The sequence below is a fragment of the Hansschlegelia beijingensis genome, from assembly GCF_045505405.1.
Classification (GTDB): domain Bacteria; phylum Pseudomonadota; class Alphaproteobacteria; order Rhizobiales; family Methylopilaceae; genus Methylopila; species Methylopila beijingensis_A.
Map to the genome: position 1 here is coordinate 1 of NZ_JBJKEX010000521.1, position 1,365 is coordinate 1,365.

Sequence of the window (1,365 nt, forward strand, 5' to 3'; positions counted from 1 at the left end):
CGCTTGTGCAGGCCGCGCAGGACGCCGGCGCCGCGGCGCTGCTGTCGGGCGAGGGCGTCGAGGACATCGTCGGCAAGTCCGGCGCGGACGGGCTGCAGGCGGAGGCCGGCGACGGCTTCGGCGACGTGATCGGCCGGTTCAAGCCCGAGAAGATCGTCGGCGCGGTGGCGCAGGGCGCGCGCGACGACGCGATGTCGGCCGGCGAGGCCGGCGCGGACTACGTGCTGTTCGGCGACCCTGCGAGAGACGAGCCGTTCGCCACGACGCTGGAGCGCGTCGAATGGTGGGCGCCAATCTTCGAGGTGCCCTGCGTCGGCCTCGCCCGCGCGGTCGACGACGTCGCGGCGCTCGGCGACGCCGTGTGGCGCCATGAGGAAGGGCCTGCGGCCGCGGTGGCTTCGGCGGAGGCCATGCTGTCGCTCTCCCGCCAACCCGCTCCATGACACGGGCGCTGCTCACAGCGGCGGCTCTGCTCGCCGCCTCAGGCGGCGCGTTCGCGGCGAGCGAGCCCAGGAAGACGCTGTCCGCCCCGGTCCCCTCGGCGTCGGACCTGCAGCAGCCCGCGACCGCGGTGCCGAGCTTCCGCGACATGATGCTCGACAAGCCGTGGGACGCGCAGCAGAAGGCGCCGACCGCGGCCGTCGAGGACGACGAGGGCCCGACGGACCCCAACGCCGACGTCGCCTATGGGGCCTACCAGCGCGGCCTCTACCGCGTCGCCTTCGACGAGGCGAAGAAGCGCGCGGAGGCTAACCCGCCGGATACCGCCGCGATGACGCTGCTCGGCCAGCTCTACGCCGACGGCGCCGGCGTCGCGCGCGACCCCAAACAGGCCGCCCGCTGGTATGAACGCGCCGCCGCCAAGGGCGACCGGGAGGCGATGCTGCAGCTCGGCCTGCTCAAGCTGCATGGCGAGGGCGCATCGCGGGACGTGGCGGGCGCTGCGAAACTGTTCGAGAAGGCCGCCGCGCTCGGCGAGCCGGAGGCGCTCTACAACCTCGCGGTGATCGAGCTGCAGGGCGAAGGGCGGCCGCAGAATTTCGCTTCCGCGGCGAAGCACATGAAGGCCGCCGCCGAGCTCGGCCAGGCGCAGGCCCAGTACGCCTATGCGATCCTGCTCAGGGAGGGCCAGGGCGTCGATCGCGACCTCGCGGCCTCCGCCGACTGGCTCAGGCGGGCCGCCGAGCAGGACGACATCCCCGCGATGGTGGAATACGGCATCTCCCTGTTCAACGGGCGCGGCGTCGAGAAGGACGAGGCGGCCGCCTCGCAGTTCTTCAGGCGCGCCGCCGAGCGCGGCAACGCCATCGCCCAGAACCGGCTCGCCCGGCTCTACGCGCATGGCCGCGGCCTGGCGCGCGATCC

Annotated in this window: 2 protein-coding genes; both read left to right on the forward strand. The window is 73.7% G+C overall.

The window, feature by feature from the left end; genetic code table 11:
• Positions 1-443, forward strand: a 443-nt coding sequence (locus ACIKT0_RS18305) for a beta/alpha barrel domain-containing protein (protein WP_407106752.1), incomplete at its 5' end; no start/stop codon positions are given.
• On the forward strand, positions 440-1,365 hold a 926-nt coding region (locus ACIKT0_RS18310), incomplete at its 3' end, for a tetratricopeptide repeat protein (RefSeq protein ID WP_407106753.1). The genes ACIKT0_RS18305 and ACIKT0_RS18310, both read left to right, overlap by 4 nt.